Here is a 25,699-nt window from a genome sequence, read left to right on the forward strand (position 1 = left end):
TCCGTGGCCTGGCGCGCGCGTCGAAACTGGCCGCGCTGGCTGCCATGGGCGGCCACTGCGTGCCTTCATTCCACAACCGAGAACTGTCATGCCCCTGACGCTCCGCCTGCTGTCCCTTTCCGTCTTCGCCATCGCCGCGCCGTCGGTGTCTGCCGAAACGCTGGAAATCACCGGCGAACTGATGACCTCCACCTGCTCGGTGGGCTCCACCGGCGGCACCATCACCGTGCCGATGGGCAAGGTCGATCTGGCCTCGGTAAACGCCAGCACCCGTGCCGGCCAGAAGAACTTCACCATCGCGCTGGACTGCTCCGGCTCGGGTGCATCGCAGGATGTGGGTGTGCGCTTCGGCGGTACGCCCGATGGCAGCACCGGCAACCTGGCACTGACGGCAGCGTCCTCTGCAGCCAATGTTGGCGTGGCCCTGTACGACGCGGCCGGCAACCAGCAGAAGATCGGTGAAGATCCGGCGGTGTGGGTGACGATCGCCGCCGGTGGCAGCGGCCAGCTGGACTACAGCGCGTGGTACGCCTCACCGGCGCAGAACGCGCGGGCTGGCACCGCCAATGCCTCGGGCGACTTCGTGGTGGTCTACAAGTAACGCGCTTCCGGCAGGCTGGCGCCACGCAGCGACGGCCTGCCCCTTTCAACGAGGTTGACCATGAAACTCCGCGCCAGGACGTGGATATGCGCGCTGCTGGCCGTGTCGGCGGCGCTGCCGGCATCGGCCGCGGTGACGCTGCAGGGCACGCGCATCGTGCACGATGCCAGCAAGGGCCGCGACGTGACAGTCAGGGCGAGCAACGTGGGTGAACTGCCGGCGATGACCCAGGTGTGGATCGATGACGGCGACAGCCAGTCGCGCCCGGAGAACGTACGCACGCCGTTCCGGCTGACACCGGCCGAGCCACGGCTGCTACAACCGAAGCAGGGCCAGGCATATCGCGTCACCTACGCACCGCGCCCGTCGGAGTCACCGCTGCCAACCGATCGCGAATCGGTGTTCTATTTCAATCTGCTGGACATTCCGCCCAAGCCCAGCGATGCCAGTAGCAAGAACCTGCTGCAGTTCGCGGTGCGTACGCGGGTGAAGCTGTTCCATCGCCCGGCCGGGCTGCCGGGCAGTGCACGCGATGCAGCGGCCACGCTGCAGTGGTCTGCCGATGGTGATGGCCTGCGGGTTCGCAATCCGAGCGCGTACCACGTCTCGTTGAGTTCATTGACGCTGGCCGATGGCCGCAGCGTGGACGTGGATATGATCGCGCCGGGGGCACAGGTGCGCTATGCGCTGCCGGAAGGTGCAGCGATGCCCGCAACGGTGGCGTTCAAATGGCTGGATGATTACGGCACGCCCCGTGAGGCCGAGGCGCGCGTTGATCGGTAAACGTAGATCGGGCTTCCGCAGTGCTCCGGCAATGACTTGCACTGAGGGTGGCATACGCGTCACGCTGCACGCCACAGCCTCACAACCCAGGTTCGCACCATGGCGTCACCCCCGGGCTCCGTGCTTGCCACCCTGCAAGGCCTGCAGCGCCGGCTGCTGTTCGGCGGCGGTGCCATCTTGACCCTGCTTCTCCTGGCCGCCGGCTGCGCGGCGCTGTGGCTGCGGCTGGAAACGGTGCACCTCAACGAGCGCGAGGCGCTGCAGCGCGGCCAGCAGACGGTGGATCGCTACATTGGCGAGCGCAGGCGGGCCTACGTGGCCAGCTTGAACACCAACGCCATGCTGTGGGCTACCCAGCAAACCGCACTGGTGGCCGGTGGCCTGCCTGTTGCTGCCCGCTTTTCAGCACAGGATGGCCAGGCCGGCGTGGTGGCACCCGGCGCCCTGTCCGTCCCCTGGCTGGCGCTGTCCCCGCGCGAGGGCCGTCTTCCGCCACAGGCGGAGGCGGCGTACCTGGGCATGGTGCAGACCTATTCGGCGTACATGGCCGCCACCGTAGCGGCGCAGGATTCGCCCACTTCCTTGATCTCCTTCGCCTTCGAACCGGAAGGGCGCCTGTTTGCGATCGCCGGGCTGCATGATGAAGCGCAGCTGCTGCAGCACATGAAGGTGCCTACCCGTGAACAGGCACTGGCCGCGCTGGCACAGACCGCCGATGCCGGCTGGCAGTCAGCGGGTGCGGACTCCGAGCTTCAACTGGACAGTGGCCGGCTGCGCGCCTACTTCGGCCGCAATCCGTTCACCGGCGAGGATGCACTGGTCACCCAGATGCGCCTGCGCAGCAATGGCACCCCCTTCATCAACCGGCTGACGTTTGAACCGCTTCAAGGCCTGCGCGAGCGGTTGGAGGAGGCCAGCCCGGGAATGTGGGTGGTGCTGGACCGGCAGGGAAACGATGTTCTGCGCAGTGCTGCAGACGCTGCGATTTCCGGGCCTGCGCTGCGCGCCGCGCCATCGCCCCGGCCTACGCTATTGGCACTGCCTGCCGGCCGTGCCTTCGTGATGTCCGCACCCTTGCAGGGCATCGACTGGACGCTGCTGCGGCTCTACCGCTGGACCGACATCTGGGCGGCGCAGCGGACCTATCTGCTCGGCGGTGGGCTGGCCCTGGCCGCCCTGCTGGCCGCACTGTGGACGCTGTTGCTGCTGGTGGACCGGCGCGTGCTGCGGCCGGCGCTGGAAGAAGCCGCACGGGTGCATGAAAGCGAAGCGTTGAGCCGCACCTTGATCGAAACGTCGCCGGTCGGCCTGTGCCTGCTCGATCAGCAGAGCGGGCAGGTGATCCTGCACAACCAGGCACTGCAGCAGCTGATCGGCGACACCACCGGCGACCTGTTGGACGCACTGGTCGGCCGCCTGGTGCAACGCGTTGACGGCCAGGTACACGGGCAGCTGTTCGAGGCGCCGTCCGCGGACGAGCACGGTCCATCGCGCTACCTGCAATCCATCGTGGCCGCCGCGCGCTACCAGCGGCGGGCGATCTGGGTCTGCGCGGTGACCGATGTGACCGCACAGACCGAAACCCAGCAGCGTCTGCTGGATGCACGGCGTCATGCCGAACAGGCCCAGCACGATGCCGAGGCTGCGGACCAGGCCAAGACCGCCTTCGTGGCGATGATCAGCCATGAAATCCGCACCCCTTTGAGCGGCGTGCTCGGCCATCTTGAACTGCTTGCCCGCCAGACCATGCCGGCGGCGGCGCATACGCATGTCACGCGCGCGCGCAGCGCGGCCGATGTGCTGCAGGGGCTGGTGAACGACACCCTGGATCTTTCCCGTATCGAAGCCGGGCTGATGACGCTGGAACCGGCGCCTTTCGACCCGCGTGTGTTGCTGCAGCAGACCGCGACACTGTTCGAGCCACAGGCCACCGCGAAAGGCCTGCGCCTGGAGCTGCACACCGGCGATGCGCTGGGGCCAGCCTACGTGGCCGACGCAGGTCGCTTGGCGCAGGTGATCAACAACCTGGTGGGCAATGCGGTGAAGTTCACGGCATCGGGAACGGTGGCGGTCAGCGTTGATGCCTCGCTGCGGCCCGATGGCACCGAGTGGCTGCACGTGGAGGTGCGCGATACCGGCCCGGGCATCGATGCCGAAGCACAGGCCGTGTTGTTCAAACCGTTCGTGCAGGTCGGTGCCGGCTCGGCACGGCAGCACGGCGGCAGTGGCCTGGGGCTGGCCTTGTGCCAACGCTTCGCCGAACTGCTCGGCGGCACCCTCGGCGTGCGCAGCACCCCGGGCACCGGCAGCGTTTTCCGCCTGGACATTCCAGCACGCCGGACCACCGCCGTGGCAGGCACGCCGCCACGGCCGGCGCCTGTAGAGCGCGCGCATTCCCCGCGTGGCCACGCCTTGCTGGTGGATGACAGCGTGATCAGCCGCGACGTGACGCTGGGGCAACTGCATGCGCTGGGTTGGCAGGTCACCCTCGCGGCCGACGGCGAGGAGGCGTGGCAACGCTGGCGCGAGGGCCGGTTCGACATCGTGCTGACCGATCTGAACATGCCGCACCTGGACGGATACGGGCTGGCCCGGAAACTGCGTGCGGATGACCCCTCCATCCCCATCGTCGCGCTCACCGCCAATGCGATGCCCGAGGACGCGCAGCGCGTACGCGAGGCCGGCATGTCCACGCTGCTGCTGAAGCCGCTCGACCTGCCGTCGCTAGAGGCCGCGCTGCATGGATTCGACCTCGATCGCTCGGCACAGGCACCACTGCCTCCGGTAGTGAGCGCGGCGGTTCAGCGGCAGATGCGCGAGGCGTTCCTGCAGACCGCGCATCGCGACTACGCGGCGTTGACCCAGGCGCTGGACAGTGCCGATGCACCGGCCATGATCGATCAGCTGCACAGCTTCGCCGGCGCGCTGGTATTTCTGGGAGAAGCCCAGGCAGCGCGCAGCTGCCAACAGGCCGAACAGGCCCTGCGCAGCACCGGCGCGACAGATGCGGCGTCGAAGGCGATCGTCATTGAGGCTATCGCGTTGATCGCGGCGAGCATCGAACGTCAGGTTGCCGCGCAGCAGCAGGCATGACCTGCGTGCTCAGCCGGCGAAGTGCTCGTACCCGCTGGGGCCGTCGTGGCCTTCGGTGTGCACGCCCTGCCCTTCCATGATGCGGCCGATGCGGGTGATCGGCAGATCCAGCGATTCGGCAACGAAGTGCAACGCGTCGCGCTGGTCGGCGGCGGCGGTGAAGCACAGTTCGTAATCGTCGCCGCCGTGCAGCGCGCACTCACGGGCAGCATCGCGGCCCAGCAATTCGCGCAGCGCCGCAGACATCGGCAACGCATCGGCATCGACTTCGGCGCGCACGCCGCTGCGGGCAGCAATGTGGCCAAGGTCGGCCAGCAACCCATCGGAGATATCCACGGCCGCATGCGCGAATGCACGCAGGCGCAGGCCGAGGGTGACGCGCGGGGTCGGCCGCAATAGACGCAGGCGCAGGCTCTCGTAGTCGGCCAGCAGCGTGGCGGTGGCCACGTTCAGCGCCCCCTGCTGCCACAACCGCAGTGCACCGGCAGCGTCGCCGAGGGTGCCGCTGACCCAGATGTCATCGCCAATCTGTGCGCGATCACGACGCAGCGCCTGGCCGCGCGACACCTGCCCCATCGCTGTGACCGACAGCGACAGCGGGCCACGCGTGGTGTCGCCACCAATCAGGGCGATGTCGTGCTGGTCGGCCAGTGCGAAGAAACCGTCGGCGAAGGCTTCGATCCAATCCTCGCTCGCATCGGGCAATGACAGCGCCAACGTGCACCAGGCCGGGCGCGCGCCCATCGCAGCCAGGTCCGACAGGTTGACGGCCAACGTCTTCCAGCCAATGTCGAACGCCGGCGTTTCGGCCGGGAAGTGCACGCCGCTGTTGAGTGTGTCGGCGGTGACCACCAGCTGTTCGTTCGGGCGCGGCTGCAGCAGTGCAGCGTCATCACCAATACCGAGCACGATGTCGTCGCGCTCGACGGTGCGGGCGCGGATGCGGTCGATGAGGGCGAATTCAGCCAGGGACATGGGGCGTTCCCGTGGGGGTGGCGGCGATCTCGGGCATCGGTGCCAACCAGGGTTGGCACCCACCAGAAGCGGAGTCAGGGCCGGTATCGACCCAGCAGGTCACGGCCCGTCCAGGACGAGCAGAACCGGGTCAGTGACCCGATTCGACCTTGCGCCATTCCACGGCGGCACGATCCAGCACGCCGTTGACGTAGGTGTGGCCGTGTTCGGAACCGAAGCGCTTGGCCGATTCGATGGCTTCGTTGATCACCACGCGGTACGGCACATCCAGGCGGTAGCGCAGTTCGTAGGCGGCCAGGCGCAGCACCGCACGTTCGATCGCGTCCACTTCTTCGATGCCACGGTCCAGGTACGGGCCGAGCGCTTCGTCGATGTCGCGACGGTTGTCGAGCACGCCGTGCACCAGCGCCTCGAAGTACGCCAGGTCAGCGATTTCGCGGGCCTGCTCGTGGGCGAACTGGGCGATCAGCGACTGGGCGTTGCCGCCGGAGATCTGCCAGGCGTAGATGGCCTGCACGGCACGACGGCGGGCGCGCGAGCGCAGCACCGGATCGACGCCATCGCGGCGGACGGGTTTACCGGAGGGCTTGCCCTGGGTGTTCTTGTTCATGGCAGCTGCTCCAGAAGATTGACCATTTCCAATGCGGCGAGTGCGACTTCCTCGCCCTTGTTGCCGTGGCTGCCGCCTGCGCGGGCCTCGGCGTCTTCAACGCGTTCCACCGCCAGCACGCCGTTCAGCACCGGCACGCCGAAGTCCAGCTGCACGCGCATCAGGCCCTCGGCGCAGCGGTCGGCCACGTGTTCATAGTGGCGGGTATCGCCACGGATCACGCAGCCCAGGGTGAGGATGGCGGCGTGTTCATGGGCGGCAGCCAGGCGCGCGGCCACCAGCGGCAGCTCCCAGGCACCCGGCACGCGGATCACGTCGATGTTGGCTTCGGTGATGCCGTTGCCGGCCAGGCTCTGGCGGGCGCCAGCGACCAGCGTATCGGTGATGCGGGCGTTCCAGCGGCTGGCCAGGATGGCGAAGCGCGCCGATTCGGGAGTGCGAAGATCGCCTTCGTAGTGGCTCATATGCGGCTTGGGGGACTCGATAAGGGGGTAATTCTAGCGTGGATGGGCCCCGGCCGTGGCTGGCGGGGGCCTGGGGAACCCGCCGGGCATGGCCCGGCGCTACCGGATTAGGGGGCGCCAGGGTAGCGGCAGGCCGTGCCCGGCGAGCGCAGCGGGCGCGTTACGGGGTAACCGTCTCCACCACTTCCAGGCCGTACCCGGCCAGGCCGATCTGGCGGCGCGGGGTGCCCAGCACGCGCAGCTTGCCCAGGCCCAGGTCGGACAGGATCTGCGCGCCAGCACCGTTGCGGCGCCACTGGCTCACGTCCTTGTCCTTGCCCGGCACCACCGGCGCCGGCTGCTGGCGCAGGCGGGCCAGCAGGGCTTCGCCGTCGCGTGGGGCCGACAGCACCACCATCACGCCCGCGCCTTCGGCATCGATCGCACGCAGGGCATCGGTGGCCGCCACGCCGAAGTCGTCACGGCGCCAGTGCAGCAGGTCGGCCAGCGGGTTTTCCACCTGCACACGTACCAGGGTCGGGGTGTCCGCGTCCGGGGTGCCGCGGACCAGAGCGAAATGCAGGTCGTGGGCGATGCGGTCGCGGTAGGTCACCAGCTTGAACGGGCCGAATTCGGTGTCGATCTCGCGCTCGTCCACGCGTTCGACGGTCTTTTCGGTGGCCAGGCGGTAGGCGATCAGGTCGGCGATGGAGCCCATCTTCAGGCCGTGCTCGCGGGCGAACACTTCCAGTTCCGGGCGGCGCGCCATGCTGCCATCCGGGTTCAGGATCTCCACCAGCACGCCGGCCGGTTCCAGCCCGGCCAGCATGGCCATGTCCACGGCGGCTTCGGTGTGGCCGGCGCGGGTCAGCACGCCGCCCGGCTGGGCGATCAGCGGGAAGATGTGGCCAGGCTGGTGCAGGTCCGACGGTTTGGCGTTGGGTTTCACCGCAGTGCGGATGGTGTGGGCGCGGTCGTGCGCCGAGATACCGGTGGTGACGCCCTCGGCGGCTTCGATACTGACCGTGAAGTTGGTCTGGAACTGCGCGGTATTGGCCTGCACCATCGGCGCCAGGCCGAGATCGGCGGCGCGGGTGCGGTTCAACGGCAGGCAGACCAGGCCACGGCCATGGGTGACCATGAAGTTGATGTCGCTGGCCTTGACCAGCTCGGCGGCCATGATCAGGTCGCCTTCGTTCTCGCGGTCTTCGTCATCGACGATGACGACCATGCGGCCCAGACGGATGTCTTCCAGGATGTCCGGAATCGGGGCGAAATTCATGCGACATCTCCCTGTGGGTGCTGACCGTTGGTCGGCACACTGATCAGCCGCTCCACGTAACGGGCGACCAGATCGATTTCAAGATTGACCGCGCTGCCCACGCCTGCGGCGGAGAAGGCGGTGTTGGCCACCGTGTGCGGGATCAGGGCGACGTCAAACCCTTCATCGTCCACTTCGTTGACGGTGAGGCTGACGCCGTCCACGCAGATCGAGCCCTTCTTGGCGATGTAGCGGCGCAGCGAGGCCGGCGCGGCGAAACGCCAGCGCTGGGCACGCGCGTCTTCGTGGATGGACAGCACCTTGCCGAGGCCGTCGACGTGGCCGCTGACCAGATGGCCGCCCAGGCGGTCGGTCGGGCGCATGGCGCGCTCCAGGTTGATGACCGCCCCTTCGCCCAGCTGACCCAGCGTGGTCAGGCCCAGGGTCTCGGTGGACGCATCGGCCTGGAAGCTGCTGGCGTCGAATGCGATGACGGTGAGGCAGACGCCGTTGATGGCAATGCTCTCGCCCATCTGCACGTTGTCGAACGGCAGGTTCCCGACATTGAAGGTGAAGCGGACATCGCCGCCGATGGATTCGCGTGCGGCCAGACGGCCGACGCCTTCGATGATTCCAGTAAACAAGAAACGTTCTCCGCGAAAAGTGAGCGAAAAACGCCGCAAGGCAAACAGGCACGCGCAGGGCATGAGCCCTGTGGCACCGTCTTCTTTCATCCGGACTATGACCGTCGGCTCCGGCATTGGACCGGATCTGCTGACCCCCGGCCGTAGGCCGGGGCGCTCGCGGGCTCGTGCTTGCGCACCTACCGCCGGTGGGGAATTGCACCCCGCCCTGAAGACGTTTGTGTACCGGCGAACCGGCCTGGCTAGTGTACCAGCCCGGGCTGAACAGGGTCGGATGCCACAGCTGTGACGGCCGTCGCTCGCAATTTGTAAAACTTTCATTAAAATTCCACCCCGGACGACATGAGGTCGCCACGGGCAGCCCGCTGGGGCAGGCCCGCCAAAGGACTGAAATTCACAGGAATTCCCATGCGCAAGATGCTGATCGTGGCCGCCCTGCTGGCCGCCGCCCCGCTCTCGGCTTCGGCCGACGCCCTGAGCTACACCTACGTCGAAGGCGGTTGGACGCAGGTCAAGGTTGACGACAACGCACTGGACGACCCGAAGGTCGACGGCGGCTACCTGCGTGGCTCTGTGGCCATCGCCGAACAGGTCTACGTGTTCGGTGGCTGGTCGCGCACCAGCAAGACCTACCATTACAGCGACGGCTCGCTGAAGCTGGAACTGAACCAGCCGGAGCTGGGCATCGGCTACCACATGCCGTGGACCGACCGCCTGGACTTCACCGCCGATATCGCCTGGGTGCGCCAGAGCGCTGAACTGACCGACCGTTACGACGGCTACAGCGACCGCTACAAGGACCACACCAACCTGGGCCGCGCCACCCTGGGCATCCGCGGCAAGCCGTCGCGCATGACCGAAGCCTGGGCCAAGGCCGGCTACATGGACGGCGGCAACAACTTCAAGGGCACCTGGGTCGGCACCGTCGGCGGCCAGATCAACTTCACCAGGACCTGGGGTCTGGTGGGCGAGATCTCCGGCTACCGTGACGTCACCCAGTACTCGGCCGGCGTGCGCGCCAGCTTCTGATCCAACGATCGCCCCTCGTCGTGCGATCGAACGGGCCCCGCAAGGGGCCCGTTTTTTTGGCCGGGGTACACCGCCATGTGACCTCTGGCCGCCATCGAAAGTAGCGCTGGATGCGCTAGGCTTGCGCGCCTCTGGAACAGGAAAACACCGTCATGAAGACCCCCACCCGTACCCTTCTGGCCAGCGTGCTGCTGTGCGCCCCGCTGATTGCCAGCGCTGCACCGGCCCAGCTGACGCCCGAGCAGGCCTTCGACCTGTACGCACGCGTGCTGCTGGAAGACGACGCGGCCGCCACGCGCACGCTCAACGACGCACTGAAGCCGGCGTTCGAAGGCCAGGACGCCGTGACCCCCAACCCGGGTGCGCTGGCCAAGGCATTGGCCGAGCCGTGGCAGACCGTGCTGGCCAGCGCCGGTGACAAGTCCGACGCTGCGGCCACCGAAGCGCTGTATGCCAAGGCGCTGCGTGATTCGAAGTGCCGCGCGACCAAGAGCGTGGTCGAAGACAACGAATACGTTGAAGACCAGAAGCTGGCGCGGATCACCTACAGCTGCCAGCTGCCCGACCTGGGCAAGGTCCGCCCGCTCTTTGCCGCCAGCCTCGCGTCTGACGCCAGCCCGGCCGCGCGCAAGCAGTTCACCGATGCCTACACCCAGGCACTGCAGAGTGGCGTGCGCGTGCCGGTCAGCGGCACCTTCACCCTGTACCCGGCCAAGGACAACGGCTACTGGTACAGCGGTAATTTCGATGATCTGGTGGGCACCGTAGCCGGTGCGCTGGCGCCGTTCGAGGACTGGATGCAGGATGCACAGGCCGCCAGCGCGCCGAAAGTAACCGGCGTACCGGGCTGCGACCTGCTGCTGCAGCAGCACCGCGCCTGCGTGGCGAAGATCGCGCCGGAGCAGATCAGCGGCGTGGATGCGATGGCCGAGGAACTGAAGGCCAAGGCGCAGGTGCAGTCGGCCGAGGAGATGACGCAGGAGTGCAAGGCACTGCGGCCGATCGCCGAGATGATGTGGACCGACGAATGCGCGTGAGGTGGTAAGCGGTAGCGCCGGGCCATGCCCGGCGGTTCCATCCCACGACATGCGCCGGACAATGCCCGGCGCATGTCATTGCGCTACGACCGTAGCAACAAGCGGATGTCCTCACCCACCTGCCGCTGATCCACCACGTGCAGCCGCCGCTGCTGGTCCATCGCCTCGATGCCGAGGCCGGCCAGCAGCGGACGACCGTTATCGCCCAGCAGCGTGGGCGCCTGATACAGCAGCAGTTCGTCCACCCAGCCGCCGCGCAGCAAGGCACCGGCCAGCGTCGCGCCGGCTTCGGTATGCACTTCGTTGATGCCACGTTCGGCCAGCAGCGCCAGTACCGCGCCCAGGTCCAACCGCCCATCAACACAGGGCACGCTGGCAAATTCGGCGTCGGCCGCATCCGGTGCGCTTACTGCTGTGCCATGCAGGTACAACGTCGGCGCCCCACCCTCGCGCACACGGCTGCATTCCAGCGAGCGCAGGCGTGAATCGAGCACCACGCGCAGCGGTGGCATCACCTCGGTATCGGCCAGGCGCACGGTCAGCATCGGGTCGTCGGCCAGCACGGTGTCGGCGCCGGTCAGGATCGCACCCGAACGTGCGCGCCAGTGCTGCACGTCTTCGCGCGCGGCCGGACCGGTAATCCACTTGGAGCTGCCATCGGCCATCGCGGTACGGCCATCCAGGCTGGCGGCCAGCTTCACCCGCAGCCACGGGCGGTTGCGCTCCACGCGCGACAGGAAGCCCTTGTTGAGCTCGCGCGCCTGTGCCGCCATCAGCCCTTCGGCGACCTCGATGCCGGCATTGCGCAGCAGATCGAAGCCACCGCCATCGACCTTGGGGAACGGATCGCGCATCGCCGCGACCACACGCGACACGCCCGCTTCGATCAGTGCCAGCGCACACGGTGGTGTGCGCCCGTAGTGCGCGCAGGGTTCCAGGGTGACGTAGGCGGTGGCGCCACGGGCGTCGCTGCCGGCCTCGCGCAGCGCGAACACTTCAGCATGCGGGCCACCGGCGCGCTGGTGCCAGCCCTGCCCGACCACGCGTTCGCCATGGGCGATCACGCAGCCGACCATCGGGTTGGGGCGGGTGGTGTAGGCGGCACGCTCGGCCAGGCGAAGTGCGTTGGCCATGTGCAGGTGGTCGAGGACGGAGAACGGGGTGGTCATCTGGCCATGGTAACGCTGCCGGTATGCATCCACGCCATCAGTGCCAACCAAGGTTCGCATCTACCAGTGGATGCGGCCATCAGTGCCAACCAAGGTTGGCATCTACCAGGGAAAAGGCGGTCAGCCCTTCTTCTTCTTGGTCAGGGCAATCACGTCGCCCAGCAGCTGCAGCTGTTCGGTGCTGGACGGCAGGTCGCGTTCCAGCTTCTCGATCTCCTCGCGAAAATCGGCCACGTCCTCGAAGCTGCGGTAGACAGATGCGAAGCGCACATAGCCGACGTGGTCGAGCTTGCGCAGTTCGTTCATGACGAACTCGCCGACCTTGATCGAAGGCACTTCGCGCTCGCCGCTGATGCGCAGCTGGTGAACCACCGCACGCACGGCCGCTTCGATCTTGTCTTCGGCCACCGCACGCTTCTGCAGCGCGCGGTCGAAGCCAGCGCGGACCTTGCGCTGGTCGAACGCCTCGCGGGTGCCATCGCTCTTGACGATGGCCGGCAGCTTCAGCTCAACCGTTTCCAGGGTGCTGAAGCGCTCGCCACAGGCTTCGCATTCACGCCGACGACGGATCGTCGCGCCGTCTTCGGAGACGCGCGAGTCGATGACCCGGGTATCGGCATGTTGGCAGAAGGGGCAATGCATGGAACGCCTGGCTCAGGGAAGTACCTATTGCCACGGTCATGGCAGCGTCGCAAAGGTACCTGAGAAAGGGCCCCGCAGCAAATGCTGTCTGCGCGGAAGTGCCTGCATTTCGGCCGAACAGAGCCTCCAGCGCGGTCAGCGCTGTGCGCTCAACCGGGTGCCGGCGGCACCGAGGCTGCGCGTGCCCAGCGCAGCCACACCAGGTGCCCGGCCATCACCAGCAACGGTGGGCCAAAGCCGAGGAAGGCCAATGTCGATATCTCACCGTGCTTGAAGGTGAAGTACAGCGTGGCGGCAACCACGGCCAATGCGGCCAGTCCCCCCAGCGCCAACCCCACCCAGGCGACAACCGGGGAATCGCGCAGGCCGACAAGGCCACGCCCCAGGAACAGGCCGCTCAGCCACAACCACGACAGCAGGCCGATGATTCCAGCCGTCGACCACAGCAGCAACAGTGTGTGCTCGTCGCCTGTCAGGTACTTGCCATCCCATACGACCATCAGCCCCAGAACGGCACCCGTGCCGCCTGCCGCCACGGTGGGGAGGCCTGCCAGCAGGCCGGCGATCGCCATCCAGCGTTTGTGCAGACGCTCATCCATGCGTTCGATTTCCTTCCATGGGCCACGTCATGCGCAGCGTTTGATCCACACCAGCATCGCAGCCGGCACCAGCATCGACGGGCCCAGCAGCAACAGGGTGATGCCTTCGGCGTGCACGGTGACGCCCCACCACAGCGCCAGCCCCAGCGGGGGCAAGGCGGCGAGACCGCCCGCCAGCAGCATCCACCACCAGAGACGGTGCACGTGCAGCCCGGCACGCCCCTGCATCAGGAAACCCGCACTGAGCCACAACCAGGCCAGGCAGCCGGCAATGCCGGCCAGGCCCCACAGCGGCATCACCGTCACCGAGGCCAGCGTGCCGTGACCGAACTGGCCCAGCCCCATCAGCAGCAGCATGGTCGCTGCCGCGCCGCCCATCGCCAGGCTGGGCAGGCCAAACAGCACCGCCAAGGCGGTGTACAGATACTTGAGGTGGCGCTCATCCATGCGCGGTTGCTCCAATGCTGGGGTCAGAGCCCTTCCCTGCGGGAAGGGATCCGACTCCACTCCCCGATCAGCCGTAGACCGGGTACTTGCGGCACTGCGCGCTGACGGCGTCGCGCACGCGGGCGATCACGGCGTCATCGTTCGGCGCGTCGAGCACGTCGGCAATCCAGTTGGCCAGGTCCACGCAGTCCTGCTCGACGTAACCACGGGTGGTCACCGCCGGGGTACCCAGGCGCAGGCCCGAGGTGACGAACGGCGAACGCGGGTCGTTCGGCACCGAGTTCTTGTTGACGGTGATGTGCGCCTTGCCCAGCGCCGCTTCCGCGTCCTTGCCGGACACGTCCTTGCCGATCATGTCGACCAGCATCAGGTGGTTCTGGGTGCCACCGGAGACGATCTTGTAGCCGCGCGCGATCAGCGTGTTGGCCATCGCCTGGGCGTTCTTCACCACCTGCTGCTGGTAGGCCTTGAAGCCCGGCTCCAGTGCTTCCTTGAAGGCCACGGCCTTGCCGGCGATGACGTGCATCAGCGGGCCGCCCTGGATGCCCGGGAACACGATCGACTGCAGCTTCTTGACCAGGTCTTCGTCGGCGCCCTTGGCGACGATGATGCCGCCGCGCGGGCCGCGCAGGGTCTTGTGGGTGGTGGAGGTGACCACGTGGGCGTGCTCCAGCGGGCTGGGGTACACGCCTGCGGCGACCAGGCCGGCAACGTGGGCCATGTCGACGAACAGGTAGGCACCGACCTTGTCGGCGATGGCGCGGAAGCGCGCCCAGTCGATCACCTGCGAATAGGCCGAGAAGCCGGCCACGACCATCTTCGGCTTGTGCTCCAGGGCCAGGCGCTCGACTTCGTCGTAATCGATCAGGCCCTGGTCGTTCACGCCGTACTGCACGGCGTTGAACAGCTTGCCCGAGGCATTCACCTTGGCACCGTGGGTGAGGTGGCCACCATGGGCCAGGCTCATGCCGAGGATGGTGTCACCCGGCTGCAGCAGGGCGAAGTACACCGCCTGGTTGGCCTGCGAACCGCTGTGCGGCTGCACGTTGGCGTAGTCGGCCCCGAACAGCTGCTTCAGGCGGTCGATCGCAAGCTGCTCGGCGATGTCCACGTATTCGCAGCCACCGTAGTAGCGCTTGCCCGGGTAGCCTTCGGCGTACTTGTTGGTCAGCTGGCTGCCCTGCGCTTCCATCACCGCCGGGCTGGTGTAGTTCTCGCTGGCGATCAGCTCGACGTGGTCTTCCTGGCGCTGGGTTTCAGCGGCGATGGCCTTGGCCAGTTCGGGATCGTAGGATTCGATGCGGACGTCACGCGGGAACATCGGGTACTCCAGCAGGCAGGGAAAAGGGGGTACGGCTCAGCCCCCGATTGTAGCCCCGCACCGGCCTGCTGGGGCCGAAACGGACGGGGCCGGCATCCCCGAAGGAATCCGGCCCCGTATGGTTTCGATTGCGCTGCCCCGCCGTGCCGGTAGATCCACGCCATGCGCGGATATGACCGCCGACTCAGCGGTTGCTGAGCACGTACTGGGCGATCACACCGGTGGCGATGGCAACCAGCAGCATGTTGCCGCGGTCATCGCGGATCCAGTGGTGCCCGTAGGGCGGGCGACGCAGGTGATAGCGCGGGTAGTCGTTCACCACATAGATCGGGCCGCGGTAATAGTCGCGGTAGCGATGGCCGACCTTCCAGCCATAGCCCGGGCCATAGGCCGGGCGGTACACCACACGCGGCGGTGCCGGGCGGTAGTAGCGGTCATGATCACGGTGCCACTCGCGGCGATCCTGGCGGTAGTCGCGCCGGGCCTCGCGGCGGTCGCGCTCCCAGTCACGGCGGTCGTGGCGCCACTCACGGCGATCCTCGCGCCATTCGCGGCGGTCGTGGTTGCGGCGATGGTCGTTGTCGGCGAACGCCGGGGCCACGGCGCCCAGCGCCAGCACAGAGGCCACGGCACTGGCCATTACTCGATTGATGCGCATGTCAGACCTCTGCTCGGGTGGGTGGTGAGCCCATATTGCGCAACCGATCTGAACCGTTTCCGGCTGGAAACGCTTCCCGTTGCAGGACTGTGACGCAGTATTCAGGCGGCGGCCAGCCCGGCGCCCCCTTCCCGGGCGCGGCCCGGAACCGGTTCCGGCTATAATTGGCGGTATTCCATTTCAGTCTGTGCCCGCTGCCGCAACGGGATCTTCCCGTGACGGACCGGGCGCAGGGCCGCGCCTACGGAGACCGCATGTCCTCGCAATACATCTACACCATGAACCGCGTGTCCAAGGTGGTCCCGCCCAAGCGGCAGATCATCAAGGACATCTCGCTGTCCTTCTTCCCGGGCGCGAAGATCGGCCTGCTGGGCCTGAACGGCGCCGGCAAGTCCACCGTGCTGAAGATCATGGCCGGCGTGGACACCGATTTCGAGGGCGAAGCCCGCCCGCAGCCGGGCATCAAGGTCGGCTACCTGGCGCAGGAACCGGAGCTGGACCCGACCAAGACCGTGCGTGAAGCGGTGGAGGAAGGCGTGGGCGAAGTGCTGCAGGCCCAGGCCGCGCTGGAAGCGGTGTACGCCGCCTACGCCGAGGAAGGCGCCGACTTCGACGCGCTGGCCAAGGAACAGGAGCGCCTGGAGGCGATCCTGGCCGCTGGCGACGCACACACCCTGGAAAACCAGCTGGACGTGGCCGCCGATGCGCTGCGCCTGCCGCCGTGGGATGCCGTGGTCGGCAAGCTGTCCGGTGGTGAAAAGCGCCGCGTGGCCCTGTGCCGCCTGCTGCTGCAGAAGCCGGACATGCTGCTGCTCGACGAACCGACCAACCACCTCGACGCCGAGTCGGTGGAATGGCTGGAACAGTTCCTGGCGCGCTACACCGGCACCGTGGTGGCGGTCACCCACGATCGCTACTTCCTGGACAACGCCGCCGAATGGATCCTGGAACTGGACCGCGGCCGCGGCATTCCGTGGAAGGGCAACTACACCGACTGGCTGACCCAGAAGGACGAGCGCCTGAAGCAGGAAGACAACCAGGAAAAGGCCCGCCAGAAGGCGATCCAGAAGGAACTGGAGTGGTCGCGCCAGAACGCCAAGGGCGGCCGCACCAAGGGCAAGGCCCGTCTGGCCCGCCTGGAAGAGCTGCAGTCGGTCGATTACCAGAAGCGCAACGAGACCAATGAAATCTTCATCCCGCCGGGCGAGCGCCTGGGCAATGCGGTGATGGAGTTCAAGAACGTCTCCAAGAAGTTCGGCGACCGCCTGCTGTTCGACAACCTGAGCTTCCTGGTGCCGGCTGGCGCCATCGTCGGCATCATCGGCCCGAACGGTGCCGGTAAGTCGACCCTGTTCAAGATGATCACCGGCCAGGAAAAGCCGGACACCGGCGAGATCGTGGTCGGCCCGACCGTGAAGCTGTCCTACGTGGACCAGAGCCGCGACGCGCTGGAAGGCAACCACAACGTCTTCCAGGAAATCGCGGGCGGCCTGGACATCCTCAACATCAACGGCATCGAGATCCAGTCGCGCGCCTACATCGGCCGCTTCAACTTCAAGGGCCAGGACCAGCAGAAGATGGTCGGTTCGCTGTCCGGTGGTGAGCGTGGCCGCCTGCACATGGCCAAGACCCTGCTGCAGGGTGGCAACGTGCTGCTGCTCGACGAACCGTCCAACGACCTGGACATCGAAACCCTGCGTGCGCTGGAAGATGCGCTGCTGGAGTTCCCGGGCAACACCTTCGTCATCTCGCATGACCGCTGGTTCCTGGATCGCATCGCGACCCACATCCTGGCGTTCGAAGGCGACTCGCACGTGGAGTTCTTCCAGGGCAACTACCGCGAGTACGAAGAAGACAAGCGCCGCCGCATGGGCGACGACGCTGCGCCGAAGCGCCTGCGCTTCAAGGCGCTGAAGTAAGAAAGGAAGAACGGCCGCGCTCTGCGCGGCCGTTCTGCATTCTGGTGGGTCACCACCGTTGGTGGTGACTCAATGCGTACCGACCAACGGTCGGTACCCACCACCCAAAGTGTCACGACCGTTGGTAGTGACGCCCTCCCCCATTTCCCGCGCAGTCCGGCGCTTTTTCACGCTGCGACCGCCGTCTTCACGCCCATCAAGCACGCCTAACACCTTGTCGCACATGGCCCGTTGGCAGCTTGCAACTATTTGTATGTTCCGCCGCACCGCCTTCGGTTTTCCTACGTTCCCGCTTCATCCCCCAACGTAGGAAACCCCCAATGAAAGCACTGATCATCACCACGGCAGCCCTGATGCTGTCGGGCACCGCCGCGGCCGCCAGCTCCGACTGGGACGGCTACTACTTCGGCGTGCAGGCGTCGCACAGCGAAGGCCACAGCAAGGACCGCAGCAACGCCAACGCATCGGAAAAGAGCATCCGCGGCTTCACCGGCGGCGTGCAGGGCGGCCGTCGCTGGCAGTTCGACAACAACATCGTGGTGGGCCTGGAAGGTTCGCTGTCCTTCGGCAACGTCGCGCGCGACTGGAAGGACCGCGAGCAGCACCAGTACAGCCCGTACCACGGCAAGGATGCAGTGACCCGCGCAGGCGCCGTTGATGTGACGCTGGGCCGCGCCATGGGCCGCTGGCTGCCTTACGTCGGTGCCGGCGTGACGGTGGCCCGGCAGGAATTCACCCTGGGCTGCGACAAGTCGCTGGTGGAGGCCACCAACGGCTGCCGCGTGGCCGAATTCGAGACCCGCGCCTCGCACGTGTCCACCGGCGCCCACGCCACGGCAGGCGTGCTGTACCGCTTCAACGACCGCCTCTCGGCCGGTGCCGAGTACCGCTACACCCACCTGGGTTCCAGCCCGGTGACCCTGGAAGACCCCAACTACCCGGCTGCGGCCCGTCGCAGCTTCCATACCGACTACAGCAGCGTTACGCTGAAGTTGAACTACCACTTCTAACCGCCTGGCGACGTACCCGCAGGTCCCCAGGGGCGGCAGGGCGTGCAGGCATGAGAGATCTGCGATGTCCCTGTTCGAGCGCCTGTTCCAGCTGCAGCAGCACGGCACCACCGTGCGTACCGAGCTGCTGGCCGGTGTCACCACCTTCCTCACGATGTCCTACATCGTCTTCGTGAACCCCGAGATCCTCGGCACCACCGGCATGGACGCGGGCGCGGTGTTCGTGGCCACCTGCCTGGCTGCTGCACTGGGTTCGGCAGTGATGGCGCTGGCCGCCAACTTCCCGGTGGGCATGGCACCGGGCATGGGCCTGAACGCGTTCTTCGCCTTCACCGTGGTCGGTGCCGCTGGCCTGCCATGGCAACAGGCACTGGGTGCGGTGTTCATCTCCGGCCTGGTGTTCCTGGTGCTGTCGCTGACCGGCGTGCGTGCGTGGCTGGTGTCCGGCATCCCCTCGTCGCTGCGCTCGGCCATCGTGGCTGGCATCGGCCTGTTCCTGGCGATCATCGCGCTGCAGAAGTCCGGCGTGATCGTCGGCAACGAAGACACGCTGGTGGCGCTGGGCCCGTTGAACACGGCGCCGCCGCTGCTGGCGCTGGCCGGCTTCCTGCTGATCGCGGTGCTGGAAGCGCGCCGCATCCGCGGTGCGATCCTGATCGGCATCCTGGCGGTGACCGGTGCGGGCTGGGCATTGGGCGACGTGCAGTACCAGGGACTGGTCTCGTTGCCGCCGACCCTGGCACCCACCTTCCTGCAGCTGGACCTGCCGGGCCTGCTGCACCATGACGGTGGCGCACCCATCGCAGTACTGCTGCAGGTGGTGCTGGTGTTCGTGCTGGTGGAAGTGTTCGATGCCACCGGCACGCTGTACGGCGTGGTCGGTCGCGCCGGCCTGCTGAAGCTGCCGGGCGCGCAGAAGCGTTTCGGCCGCGCGCTGCTGGCCGACAGCACCGCGATCGTGGCCGGTTCGATGCTTGGCACCAGCAGCACCACGGCCTTTGCCGAAAGCGCCTCGGGCGTGCAGGTGGGCGGCCGTACCGGCCTGACTGCATTGGTGGTGTCGGCGCTGTTCCTGGCGGCGCTGCTGTTCTCGCCGCTTGCGGCAATGGTGCCCAGCTATGCCACCGCGCCGGCACTGCTGTTCGTGGCTGGCCTGATGCTGCGTGAGCTGGTGGAAGTGGACTGGAGCGACCTGACCGAATCGGTGCCAGCCGCACTCTGTGCGCTGGCGATGCCGTTCACCTACTCGATCGCCAACGGCCTGGCGTTCGGCTTCATTGCCTATGCCGCGCTGAAGGCCGGTACCGGGCGCTGGCGCGAAGTGCATCCGGCCGTGTGGCTGGTGGCGGTGCTGTTTACCCTGCGCTACGCGCTGGAATAAGCGGTAGGCGATGCCGGCCAGCGGCCGGCGCTACCAGAGCACGCTTCGGCCCGCGACCGGGACTACCGGACGCAGGGTTCACCCGCCACGCACGGCGCTCTGGGATGATGCGGGCATGGTTCGGCCCGACCTTCCCGCGGATCCTTCTTCGCCGTTGCGCCGTCGCTTGCTGCGCGCGGCAGTGCTGGCGCCGTTGGCCGCTACGCTCGCCACCCTGCCCGGCTGCTCGCTGCCGATGCAGGTCGATGGCACCTTCCTGCAGCCGTGGCGCAGCCACCTGCAATGGGGCCTGGCCGACTGGCAGCGATCCTTGAAGCTTGCGCATACGCTGGGCTGCCGTCAGCTGGTGCTGCAATGGACCGGCATCGTCGGTGGCAGCGACGGCGACTGGTCACTGCCCGACGGCAGCCTGCAGCAGCTGTTCACCGCCGCCGGCGAGAACGGCATCCGCATCCGCGTCGGCCTGCCCTTCCAGCAACGCTGGTGGCAGGCCATCGCCGCGGACGACGCCACGCTGAAGGCCTTCCTGGCCGAGAGCCTGGCGTACGCACGCAGCTGGTTGGCACAGGCACCCTGGGCCCAGCAGCCGGCCTTCGGGGGCTGGTACCTGCCCTACGAACTGGAGCAGTACCACTGGGCCGATCCGGCCCGCCAGCAATGGCTGGCGCAGTGGCTGCACGGGTTGGTGCAGGCCGCCAGCGCGCGCGGCGGTGACTGTGCGATCTCCTGTTACTTCAGCCGCCTGCAGACCGATGGCAACCTGGTCACGCTGTGGCAGGCGGTGCTGGCACAGGCCACGCTACGGCCGATGGTGCAGGATGGCGTGGGGGTGGCCGGTGCCGGCAACGTGCAGCAGCTGCAACCGCTGCTCGATCATTTCCACGCACACGGCATCGGCTTCGATGCGATCGTTGAGCTGTTCCGCGAACTGCCCGACGGCCCTGCCGACGGCAGCGGATTCAAGGGCGAAACGGCCGATGCCGCTCGCATCCAGCGGCAGTTGGCATGGGCACGCGACAGCGGCGCACAGCACGTGCTGGTCTATGCGCTGGAGCCGTGGCTGACCCAGGACACGCCGCAGGCCGCAGCGCTGCGGCGACGCTGGGGCCTGCCTCAGTAGTAGAGGATGGCGGTGGCGAACAGGCCCTTGGCGCGCTGCGTATCACCGCCGCCGATGGCCAAGCGGTACTGCACGGTCAGGTCCAGGTAGGAACGCGGCGTGTTGTAGTGGTCCTCGCGGAACCAGTAGCGCACGCCCACGCCCGGCCCTGCGCCAAGTGACCAGCTGCGCTGCGTATCGTTGAGCGCGAACGACTGCGCCGGGAACGGCGGGTAACGGATGTCGCGCACGCGCGAGCGCTGGTCCAGCCAATCGGCACCGACCACGACATAGGGTGTGACCACCCAATGCGTCTGCCCTGCACCGAAGCGGAAGCTGCGGCCGGCGCGCAGTTCACCGGCGCCGAACCACTGTTCGCGATGCAGGCGGCCATTGGCCTCGCCCAGGCGCCGCACCGGCGTGCCGTTGGCATCAAGCGCGTCGAGGGTGAAGGTGGCACCGTTGTCGTCCCAGGTGTATCCCCCCTGCGCGTAGCCACTGACCATCCACCACTGGTTCACATCGGTGCGCAGATCGGTGCCATGGTAGTAGCCATAGGTCAGGTAGGACATCCAGCCGCCCGAACCACTGGCCAGCCGGTAGCGCGCCAGCGTGCTGGCTTCCAGTGGCCGGTTCAGGGCCAGCTGCAGGCGGCACTGCACTGCGGCCGATTCGGGGTAGACCTCGCCCTGGCGGGTTGCACTGCCGAGGAACTGTCGGCGCTCGATGCCAGCACTCAGACCGGTCTGGCCAAACGCGTAGCGCATGCCGAAGGACGCGATGGTGGATGGCCAGCCGGTAGTGGAACGCGAGTGACTGAGGCGCTCGGCGCGTGCACGCGCATCCGGCGTTGATTCGCCGGTGCACGGGTCCACCGCGCGGATCGATTCGTAGGTGCCGCCCTCGTCGTACAGCGTGTTGAGCAGGCGTGCGTAGAGTTCCAGCGTGCCATGCTGGTCGTTGAAGGCCGGGGGCCGCCAGAACGCCTCCAGCGTGCTGAACACCGAATCGCCGGGCGTACTGATCGCCGCACCGCCGACATTGGTCGCCGCCTGGCGAGCACCACGGAAACCCGCCGAGGCGATCACGCCCCACTCGCGCGAGTAATTGGCGATGGCATTGCGTACGTTGTAGCGCTGGTGCGCATCCAGTGGCAACTCACCGGCATCGGCGCGATCAATGGCGCTGCGCAGCAGCATCACCGCCTGCGGATGGTCGCCGTTGGCTGCGCTGGCGTAGGCCTGATCGAGCACTACGCTTTTCGGTGCCTTTCCGGTGGCCTCGGCGGCACGGAAGTCGGCTAGTGCGCGCGCCGGTTCGTGGGCCCTCTGGTTGAGGTAGCCGCGCTGCATCAGTGCACCCGCGTCATCAGGACGCTGTGCCAGTGCCGTATCCAGGCGCTGCCGCGCTTCGTCCTGCTGGGCACGGTTGCCCGCCGCCAGCGTGGTGGTCAGCAGGCCTTGCAGGTTCGCGTCGTCCGGTGCGAGTTGCACGGCCTGCCGCGCCTCACCGATGGCATCGGCGTAATCCTGGCGCGCGTAGGCAGCGTAGGCACGCTGTGCGGCACCGCCATCCCCCTGCAGATCGGCCGGCACCAGTTCGCAGACGTTGCCGCTGTCACCGGACTGGCAGTGCTGGACCGGTGCCGGGTAGGCCTCGGCGCTGATGCGGGGAGGCTCGCGACTGGCACGGGTCGCCCGGCTGCGCTGCTCGATGCCCTGCTGCAGCAGCTGCCGTGTCCGTGCATCGCCTTCAACTGCCGGCAGCGCCGCCTGCAACGGTGCCAGCAGTGCAGCTGCGCGTACCCGATCACCTGCGGCCAGCGCCGCATCCACCGCCAGCAGCCGCACGTTGCGCTGCTGCGCGGTTGATCCCGGCGTGGCGAGCGCGGCATCGAAATCCTCATTGGCCCGCAGCGTACTGCCCTGGCGCTGGCGCAGGTAGCCGCGCATCACCCGGGCATTGAGATCGTTGGCGTCCACCTGCAATGCCTGATCAGCACTGTGCTCAGCGTCGGCCAGCTGATCGCCCTGCAGCTGCGCGGTGATCAGCAGCAACCGGTATGAAGCAACGTCGGGTGCCAGTTCCACGGCGGCGTGCGCCTGCTCAATGGCGGCGGCATCCTCACCTGCGGACAGCGATTGATAGGCCAGCTGGGCCTGCAGCAGCGCGCGTTGGCGGCCCAGTGTCACGCGCCGCGCGCGCAGCGCTTCGACATTCGGTGCGCCCAGCTGCAGCGCGGTGCCGATGGCGGCGTCGGCCTGTTCGGGCTGTTGCTGTGCCTCCAGCGCCGCCACCCACAGCAGGGCCCATGCGCCCTGTTCCGGCTGCTGCCGGAACGCCTGTTCGGCCTTGCTGGCGGCGATGCCCATCTGCCCGGCGTCGTAGGCCGCATAGGCTTCGGTTGCCAGCATGTAGGCCTGCCGGTTGTTACGGTCGGCCACCGTTGCGGGTGCACGCGGCACCGCTGTGCTACGCGCTGCACCTGTGGTCGTCCTGGGCGCGGCGGCCAGCGCAGGCAAGGCCGGATCCTTCATCCCCGCGTCCAGCGCACGGCGCGCCTGCTGCTGCGCTTCTGCGCCACGACCAAGCTTCTGCAGCGCATAGATCTGCAGCAGGCGCAGCCGCACCACGTCCGGGCGCAGCCGGATCGCTTCGCTGGACTGCCGGTAGGCCGTGGGGTAATCGCCACGTTCATAGGCAGCAAACGCCTGCTCGGCGATGCGGTAGGCCGCACCGGACAGCGGCAGGGGCACCTCGGCCTGCGCCATCACCGGCGCGGCGGCCGTGGCCAGTGCCACGGCAATGACGGTGGACAGCAGCGTGGTCTTCATGCCGGCAAGGCTCCGGGCGGCGGCGACTGCAGCGTGGCCGCACGCCGGCGCTGCTCCTGCATGGCCTGGGCCACGGCCTCTTCGGTGGTGATGCCCTGCTTGACCAGGTAGTCGCCGATGCGGCCGTCGCGCTGCGGCATGTAGTCATCCAGTGCGATCTCGAAGCGTGCGTGATCGATCAGGCGCATTTCCACCAGCAGGTCGCCCAGCAGGGGCACGTTGTCCAGGTGCCACTGCCGTTCGCCACCGATCAGGCGCAGGCCCGCGTTGATCTCGCTTTCGCGGGCAATGCTCTGTTCGATGTGCTCGCTGCGCGTTTCCTGCTTCAGCAATGCCACGGCGTCCTCGGGCAGCGGACTGGCCACGGCCAGCCGCAGGGTGCCTTCCTGGCGCGGCGGCAGCGGCAGCATGCGCCATTGCACGCAGGCGTCGGCACTGACCGGGAACTGGCAGGCACGCAGGTAATCCACGTCGATTACCGCGCGTGGCAGGTCACCCTGGAAGGCGATGGCCTCGGCCAGGGTCTCGTCATCCAGCCAGCCCTGGGTGAGCAGGATGCGGCCCAGCGGTTGCTGGCGGCCTGCCTGCTGCTGGTCCAGCGCCTGCTGCAGGCGTTCGGGTTCCACCGCCTGCCAGGTGGTCAACAGCTCGCCCAGCTGCTTGCGGGTCTGCACCAGCTGCGCCGCATCGGGGAAGTCGTGCATGGTCTTGTCCCAGACCATGCGCTTGCCGAACAGCAGGTAGGCCAGGAACACCTTCCAGGCTCGGGCGGTGGCCATGAAATTGATCATGTTGCCGACCACCATGCGCGGGATCGACATCAACGCATGCTCCCAGCCGTACAACCGGTTGACGAAATAGAAGCGCTGCACGACCCGGGTCGCCAGCGCTGCGGTGGTCAGCAGCGCGACATTCATCTGACAGGTACCGGCCTGGAACACGCTGGGAAACTGCATCGTCCACAGCCCGGTCATCTTCAACAGCCAGAACAGCAGCAGCTGCAGGAAGATGATGTACGCAATGATGCTGACGAACGAGGTGATGATGCCCTTGCGGTCACGTGCCAGCAGGTACTTGGTGGCCAGCGAGCCGCGCCAGCCCAGCGACTCCCAGCTCTGCAGGCCGATGCCCAGCACCCACCGCGCCTTCTGCCGGTACGAGGCACGGAAGTTGTCGGGGAAGTACTCGCGCACGCACAGCGCCATCTGCTGGGTACGCTCGCGCACCGGCCCCCAGCCGAACCATGACGGACGGCGCACGCGGAACTGCACCGGGAAGCGGGCGAAGATCGACTGCATGCCCATCGCCGCCAGCCGCGCACCGACGTCGTAATCCTCGGTGAGGCTGTCGGTATTGAAGGGCTGGTTGTCGGTCTGCGCGCTCAGCGCCAGCAGCGCGCGCCGCGAGAAGCAGGTACCGACGCCCGCGGAGGGCACCATGCCGGACACGCTCTCGCGTACCACCAGATCCTTGGCGTGCCACTCGGCGAACTCGTCCATGTAGACGCCGGCCACCAGTTCGTACCACTCGCGGTCCAGCGAGGTCACCGGCAGCTGGATCATGTCCTTGCGTGGCAGCAGGTAGTTGTAGAAGCGCAGTTCCATCGGGTGCAGCACGTCCTCGCTGTCGTGCAGGATCACCCCGGCGAATTCGATGTCGTGGCGCTTCTCGTAATCGAAGATGGCCAGGATCAACCAGTTCAGGCAATCGGCCTTGCTGGTCGGCCCGTCGTGCGGCACCTCCACGCGGCGCAGGCGCTTGTAGCGGCGGCGCATGCGCTCCACTTCGTCGATGGTCTGCTGGTCGTTGGGATAGGTGCCGACGAACACGACGTACTCGCGGTAGTCGAGCACGTTGATCATGTTCTCCACCATCTGCGCGATGACGTCGTATTCCATCCACGCCGGCACCATGATCGCCAGCGGCTGTTGCGGCCGCTGCATCAGGTCTTCCTGGGTCAGCGGCCGGAACGCTTCGCGACGCTTGATGGTGAGCGCGCGCCAGCTCTCGCGAACCCAGTACCAGACATCGATGAACAGGTCATCGAGGCTGGAGATCAGGATCAGCACGGCCACCGCCGCCGCCGTGGTTTCCAGGGCGGCGTAATAGTTGGCCAGCTGGATGTTCCAGAACAGACCGTCCAC

Annotated in this window: 22 protein-coding genes and 1 riboswitch; of the genes, 9 read left to right on the top strand and 13 right to left on the bottom strand. The window is 67.3% G+C overall.

Annotated features, from left to right (window positions below):
- The first annotated feature begins 88 nt into the window (after positions 1-88).
- From ACTJJM_RS09340 to ACTJJM_RS09350, 3 genes are all read left to right on the top strand, one after another.
- On the top strand, positions 89-601 hold the full coding sequence (locus ACTJJM_RS09340; RefSeq protein ID WP_414610187.1) for a fimbrial protein: 513 nt from the start codon (positions 89-91) through the stop codon (positions 599-601).
- 60 nt (positions 602-661) lie between these two features.
- A complete protein-coding gene (locus tag ACTJJM_RS09345) occupies positions 662-1,384 on the top strand; it encodes a fimbrial biogenesis chaperone (protein WP_019338049.1) in 723 nt (240 codons plus the stop codon).
- Positions 1,385-1,483: 99 nt separating this feature from the next.
- Entirely contained in the window at positions 1,484-4,477 is a 2,994-nt protein-coding gene (locus ACTJJM_RS09350) for an ATP-binding protein (RefSeq protein ID WP_440865431.1), read from the top strand.
- 9 nt (positions 4,478-4,486) lie between these two features.
- Here ACTJJM_RS09350 and thiL read toward each other — a convergent pair whose 3' ends face one another.
- From thiL to ACTJJM_RS09375, 5 genes are all read right to left on the bottom strand, one after another.
- On the bottom strand, positions 4,487-5,452 hold the full coding sequence (thiL, locus tag ACTJJM_RS09355) for a thiamine-phosphate kinase (RefSeq protein WP_197654274.1): 966 nt from the start codon (positions 5,450-5,452) through the stop codon (positions 4,487-4,489).
- A 130-nt stretch (positions 5,453-5,582) separates the two neighbouring features.
- Positions 5,583-6,062, bottom strand: a complete 480-nt coding sequence (nusB, locus tag ACTJJM_RS09360; protein ID WP_005415268.1) for a transcription antitermination factor NusB — start codon at positions 6,060-6,062, stop codon at positions 5,583-5,585.
- Positions 6,059-6,526: a 6,7-dimethyl-8-ribityllumazine synthase gene (ribH, locus tag ACTJJM_RS09365; protein ID WP_010481977.1), complete on the bottom strand. Its 468-nt coding sequence runs from the start codon at positions 6,524-6,526 to the stop codon at positions 6,059-6,061. Before ribH ends, nusB begins: the two co-directional genes overlap by 4 nt.
- A 160-nt stretch (positions 6,527-6,686) precedes the next feature.
- A complete protein-coding gene (gene ribB, locus ACTJJM_RS09370; RefSeq protein WP_440865432.1) occupies positions 6,687-7,787 on the bottom strand; it encodes a 3,4-dihydroxy-2-butanone-4-phosphate synthase in 1,101 nt (366 codons plus the stop codon).
- On the bottom strand, positions 7,784-8,410 hold the full coding sequence (locus ACTJJM_RS09375; protein ID WP_171953838.1) for a riboflavin synthase: 627 nt from the start codon (positions 8,408-8,410) through the stop codon (positions 7,784-7,786). Before ACTJJM_RS09375 ends, ribB begins: the two co-directional genes overlap by 4 nt.
- Positions 8,411-8,484: 74 nt before the next feature.
- Positions 8,485-8,630: riboswitch (FMN riboswitch) on the bottom strand.
- 188 nt (positions 8,631-8,818) lie between these two features.
- Here ACTJJM_RS09375 and ACTJJM_RS09380 point away from each other — a divergent pair.
- Both ACTJJM_RS09380 and ACTJJM_RS09385 read left to right on the top strand, forming a co-directional pair.
- Positions 8,819-9,439 (top strand): hypothetical protein, encoded by a 621-nt coding sequence (locus ACTJJM_RS09380; RefSeq protein ID WP_010481980.1) that lies wholly within the window; start codon positions 8,819-8,821, stop codon positions 9,437-9,439.
- 152 nt (positions 9,440-9,591) lie between these two features.
- Positions 9,592-10,476 carry a hypothetical protein gene (locus ACTJJM_RS09385; RefSeq protein ID WP_049453394.1) on the top strand — a complete coding sequence of 295 codons (885 nt, stop codon included), beginning with the start codon at positions 9,592-9,594 and terminating at the stop codon, positions 10,474-10,476.
- Between the two features lie 83 nt (positions 10,477-10,559).
- Here ACTJJM_RS09385 and ribD read toward each other — a convergent pair whose 3' ends face one another.
- The 6 genes from ribD to ACTJJM_RS09415 all read right to left on the bottom strand — a co-directional run bounded on the left by ribD (position 10,560) and on the right by ACTJJM_RS09415 (position 15,312).
- Entirely contained in the window at positions 10,560-11,645 is a 1,086-nt protein-coding gene (gene ribD, locus ACTJJM_RS09390; protein ID WP_049482128.1) for a bifunctional diaminohydroxyphosphoribosylaminopyrimidine deaminase/5-amino-6-(5-phosphoribosylamino)uracil reductase RibD, read from the bottom strand.
- 120 nt (positions 11,646-11,765) lie between these two features.
- On the bottom strand, positions 11,766-12,287 hold the full coding sequence (nrdR, locus tag ACTJJM_RS09395; protein WP_010481984.1) for a transcriptional regulator NrdR: 522 nt from the start codon (positions 12,285-12,287) through the stop codon (positions 11,766-11,768).
- A 149-nt stretch (positions 12,288-12,436) separates the two neighbouring features.
- Positions 12,437-12,886 carry a hypothetical protein gene (locus tag ACTJJM_RS09400; RefSeq protein WP_049482087.1) on the bottom strand — a complete coding sequence of 150 codons (450 nt, stop codon included), beginning with the start codon at positions 12,884-12,886 and terminating at the stop codon, positions 12,437-12,439.
- A gap of 27 nt (positions 12,887-12,913) precedes the next feature.
- Positions 12,914-13,333: a hypothetical protein gene (locus ACTJJM_RS09405; protein WP_010481989.1), complete on the bottom strand. Its 420-nt coding sequence runs from the start codon at positions 13,331-13,333 to the stop codon at positions 12,914-12,916.
- A 67-nt stretch (positions 13,334-13,400) separates the two neighbouring features.
- Positions 13,401-14,654 carry a serine hydroxymethyltransferase gene (gene glyA, locus ACTJJM_RS09410; protein ID WP_010481990.1) on the bottom strand — a complete coding sequence of 418 codons (1,254 nt, stop codon included), beginning with the start codon at positions 14,652-14,654 and terminating at the stop codon, positions 13,401-13,403.
- Positions 14,655-14,838: 184 nt separating this feature from the next.
- Complete coding sequence (locus ACTJJM_RS09415) at positions 14,839-15,312, bottom strand: RcnB family protein (protein ID WP_019338039.1); 474 nt, start codon at positions 15,310-15,312, stop codon at positions 14,839-14,841.
- A gap of 254 nt (positions 15,313-15,566) precedes the next feature.
- Between ACTJJM_RS09415 and ettA the strand changes: the two genes are divergently transcribed.
- The 4 genes from ettA (at position 15,567) to ACTJJM_RS09435 (ending at position 20,742) form a co-directional block, all read left to right on the top strand.
- On the top strand, positions 15,567-17,231 hold the full coding sequence (ettA, locus tag ACTJJM_RS09420) for an energy-dependent translational throttle protein EttA (RefSeq protein WP_010481992.1): 1,665 nt from the start codon (positions 15,567-15,569) through the stop codon (positions 17,229-17,231).
- Between the two features lie 320 nt (positions 17,232-17,551).
- On the top strand, positions 17,552-18,241 hold the full coding sequence (locus tag ACTJJM_RS09425) for an outer membrane protein (RefSeq protein WP_197601807.1): 690 nt from the start codon (positions 17,552-17,554) through the stop codon (positions 18,239-18,241).
- Between the two features lie 64 nt (positions 18,242-18,305).
- The gene (locus ACTJJM_RS09430; RefSeq protein WP_126561075.1) at positions 18,306-19,622 is read left to right on the top strand and encodes an NCS2 family permease; all 1,317 of its coding nucleotides are present in this window, start codon (positions 18,306-18,308) and stop codon (positions 19,620-19,622) included.
- Between the two features lie 154 nt (positions 19,623-19,776).
- Positions 19,777-20,742: a DUF4434 domain-containing protein gene (locus tag ACTJJM_RS09435; protein WP_440865433.1), complete on the top strand. Its 966-nt coding sequence runs from the start codon at positions 19,777-19,779 to the stop codon at positions 20,740-20,742.
- On the opposite strand, the gene ACTJJM_RS09440 is transcribed toward ACTJJM_RS09435, so the two are convergent.
- Together ACTJJM_RS09440 and ACTJJM_RS09445 are read right to left on the bottom strand one after the other, a co-directional pair.
- Positions 20,736-23,555, bottom strand: a complete 2,820-nt coding sequence (locus ACTJJM_RS09440) for an NfrA family protein (RefSeq protein ID WP_440865434.1) — start codon at positions 23,553-23,555, stop codon at positions 20,736-20,738. The genes ACTJJM_RS09435 and ACTJJM_RS09440 overlap by 7 nt on opposite strands.
- Entirely contained in the window at positions 23,552-25,699 is a 2,148-nt protein-coding gene (locus ACTJJM_RS09445; RefSeq protein ID WP_440865435.1) for a glycosyl transferase family protein, read from the bottom strand. Before ACTJJM_RS09445 ends, ACTJJM_RS09440 begins: the two co-directional genes overlap by 4 nt.

It is taken from the genome of Stenotrophomonas sp. 22692 (genome assembly GCF_052045015.1).
GTDB classification, from domain to species: Bacteria; Pseudomonadota; Gammaproteobacteria; order Xanthomonadales; family Xanthomonadaceae; genus Stenotrophomonas; species Stenotrophomonas geniculata.

Bases quoted from the DNA above. Each gene is read 5' to 3' on its own strand.
- ACTJJM_RS09340 (WP_414610187.1), top strand. From the start codon at position 89: ATGCCCCTGACGCTCCGCCTGCTGTCCCTTTCCGTCTTCGCCATCGCC.
- ACTJJM_RS09345 (WP_019338049.1), top strand. From the start codon at position 662: ATGAAACTCCGCGCCAGGACGTGGATATGCGCGCTGCTGGCCGTGTCG.
- ACTJJM_RS09350 (WP_440865431.1), top strand. From the start codon at position 1,484: ATGGCGTCACCCCCGGGCTCCGTGCTTGCCACCCTGCAAGGCCTGCAG.
- thiL (WP_197654274.1), bottom strand. From the start codon at position 5,452: ATGTCCCTGGCTGAATTCGCCCTCATCGACCGCATCCGCGCCCGCACC.
- nusB (WP_005415268.1), bottom strand. From the start codon at position 6,062: ATGAACAAGAACACCCAGGGCAAGCCCTCCGGTAAACCCGTCCGCCGC.
- ribH (WP_010481977.1), bottom strand. From the start codon at position 6,526: ATGAGCCACTACGAAGGCGATCTTCGCACTCCCGAATCGGCGCGCTTC.
- ribB (WP_440865432.1), bottom strand. From the start codon at position 7,787: ATGAATTTCGCCCCGATTCCGGACATCCTGGAAGACATCCGTCTGGGC.
- ACTJJM_RS09380 (WP_010481980.1), top strand. From the start codon at position 8,819: ATGCGCAAGATGCTGATCGTGGCCGCCCTGCTGGCCGCCGCCCCGCTC.
- ACTJJM_RS09385 (WP_049453394.1), top strand. From the start codon at position 9,592: ATGAAGACCCCCACCCGTACCCTTCTGGCCAGCGTGCTGCTGTGCGCC.
- ribD (WP_049482128.1), bottom strand. From the start codon at position 11,645: ATGACCACCCCGTTCTCCGTCCTCGACCACCTGCACATGGCCAACGCA.
- nrdR (WP_010481984.1), bottom strand. From the start codon at position 12,287: ATGCATTGCCCCTTCTGCCAACATGCCGATACCCGGGTCATCGACTCG.
- ACTJJM_RS09400 (WP_049482087.1), bottom strand. From the start codon at position 12,886: ATGGATGAGCGTCTGCACAAACGCTGGATGGCGATCGCCGGCCTGCTG.
- ACTJJM_RS09405 (WP_010481989.1), bottom strand. From the start codon at position 13,333: ATGGATGAGCGCCACCTCAAGTATCTGTACACCGCCTTGGCGGTGCTG.
- glyA (WP_010481990.1), bottom strand. From the start codon at position 14,654: ATGTTCCCGCGTGACGTCCGCATCGAATCCTACGATCCCGAACTGGCC.
- ACTJJM_RS09415 (WP_019338039.1), bottom strand. From the start codon at position 15,312: ATGCGCATCAATCGAGTAATGGCCAGTGCCGTGGCCTCTGTGCTGGCG.
- ettA (WP_010481992.1), top strand. From the start codon at position 15,567: ATGTCCTCGCAATACATCTACACCATGAACCGCGTGTCCAAGGTGGTC.
- ACTJJM_RS09425 (WP_197601807.1), top strand. From the start codon at position 17,552: ATGAAAGCACTGATCATCACCACGGCAGCCCTGATGCTGTCGGGCACC.
- ACTJJM_RS09430 (WP_126561075.1), top strand. From the start codon at position 18,306: ATGTCCCTGTTCGAGCGCCTGTTCCAGCTGCAGCAGCACGGCACCACC.
- ACTJJM_RS09440 (WP_440865434.1), bottom strand. From the start codon at position 23,555: ATGAAGACCACGCTGCTGTCCACCGTCATTGCCGTGGCACTGGCCACG.